We start from the raw sequence: 1580 nt of genomic DNA on the forward strand, positions 1-1580 counted from the left end.
CGGTGATGCCTCAACGTTGGGTGGTGGAGCGCTCATTTGCTTGGCTTGAGAAATGCCGACGGTTATGGAAGAACTGCGAGCGGAAACTCAATACCAGCTTGCAGTTCATCCATTTAGCCTTCCTCGTGCTGTTGCTCAAAAGATCGTGAACAGGCTCTTAGTTGTTGTCCGTTTTTCTTCTTGCGCGGTTACCGACATTTCCCATTTTGTAGCGTGCCGCATCTTCCTTGCGCATGCCGGAGATTTGTCTTGGCGGTTATTAAGTCATCGTAGGTTTTTAAGGAGAGAGTCATGAGTTTGGAAAGTAATATCGCGGAATTGGTGCAGGCGTCGAACGCGCTGACCGGCACGGTCAACGGCAAGATTGCCGATATCGACCGACGCGTCGGCGTCAAAATTCAGCAAATGGAGGATTGGCGCAAGGAGAATACTCCGGAACGCCGCATCGTCATCGATTTCACCATTGGCGGCAGCAAGGATTTCTTCTATCCGGTGTGGTGGCGTTTCCGTGCCGCGGGAGAGGATAGCGCGCATCAGGTGTCCATCGTGCGAAATTATGCGTGGAACGGTGCGGAGAACGAGCGGCCACTGAACGCGAGCAGCGTGCATCAGGCTGGATTGTTGCTGGAAATGGAAGGAAGCGACGTGGCTTGGGGTGGAGATGCCAAGTTCCTCGAAATCAAGCGTTTCTGCGAAACTTATAACCCGACGGTGTCGCATGTTTCTCATGCTATGTATTGCAAGCAGTATCGAATAGATGTGAATAAGCCGACATACAACGGCATCCCAGACGGAGTTCTGGCTGCTTGCAATATGGTGCTCAGCGGAGCTTATCTGCGTGGGGGTGGTTTGAGTTATCGCGTAATTTCCAATTTGCCGCTGGACTTCGGTTTTCACGATGGCAAGGGCGGGGCGCGCGAAATTTCGAACGGACCACATGTGAATGTGCGTTGGGAGGTAGAGCCGATCGCATTGGCCAGCCGCCTTGCGCCGCCGCAGACCCTGAACGCCTTTGTCGATGCGCCGACCGCTTAACTCCAGGAGATTCCGATGCTGATGATTGCCAAACTGCCTAACGGCATGATCAATGTGCCCGCCGACCAACTGGCCGAACTGGGTGTCGACGCGGCCACTGCGAGCCAACTGATTCGCGAAGCCAAGCTGGAGCTGCTGCGTATTGAGCGCGACCGCCTGCTCGCCGCGTCCGATAAAACCCAGTTGCCGGACGCACCGTACAGCGCCGAGCAACGCTCGGCCTGGCAGGTCTATCGCAAGCAACTGCGAGACATGCCCGAGTCCGTGCCGGACCTTGACCATGTGTCGTGGCCCGCCCTCCCGGCCTGATTCTGCCCGCCGTTAGCCAATAAAAAACCCGGCCTGGCGGCCTAATGCCAGTCAGTTAACGCTGACTGGCATTTTTCGTTGGATATTTGTGTGCCCTGTTCTTCACGACTCGCGGGCAATGTCGGCCTGGTCTGCGTGGTGGCAGCACAAACAGCCTCGACTGCTCCAGTAAGCGCGCCAATTGGGCGGGTAACGTACCTGCTGATGCCAGACTGGCAAAGCACAACACATTCAAT

Annotated in this window: 3 protein-coding genes; all 3 read left to right on the forward strand. The window is 55.7% G+C overall.

Annotation, left to right across the window (positions count from 1 at the left end; genetic code table 11):
- Positions 1-149 (forward strand): transposase (locus B0T39_RS24605; protein WP_141111082.1); only part of this gene is annotated, 149 nt, incomplete at its 5' end.
- A 142-nt stretch (positions 150-291) separates the two neighbouring features.
- The gene (locus tag B0T39_RS24610) at positions 292-1035 is read left to right on the forward strand and encodes a hypothetical protein (RefSeq protein ID WP_081551367.1); all 744 of its coding nucleotides are present in this window, start codon (positions 292-294) and stop codon (positions 1033-1035) included.
- 15 nt (positions 1036-1050) lie between these two features.
- The gene (locus tag B0T39_RS24615; RefSeq protein WP_081551369.1) at positions 1051-1344 is read left to right on the forward strand and encodes a tail fiber assembly protein; all 294 of its coding nucleotides are present in this window, start codon (positions 1051-1053) and stop codon (positions 1342-1344) included.
- Positions 1345-1580: the final 236 nt, after the last annotated feature.

The organism is Chromobacterium haemolyticum (assembly GCF_002081825.1).
Taxonomy (GTDB): Bacteria; Pseudomonadota; Gammaproteobacteria; order Burkholderiales; family Chromobacteriaceae; genus Chromobacterium; species Chromobacterium fluminis.

What these genes read in the sequence shown, in the direction of transcription:
- B0T39_RS24610 (WP_081551367.1), top strand. Translation starts at nt 292, where the DNA reads ATGAGTTTGGAAAGTAATATCGCGGAATTGGTGCAGGCGTCGAACGCG.
- B0T39_RS24615 (WP_081551369.1), top strand. Translation starts at nt 1,051, where the DNA reads ATGCTGATGATTGCCAAACTGCCTAACGGCATGATCAATGTGCCCGCC.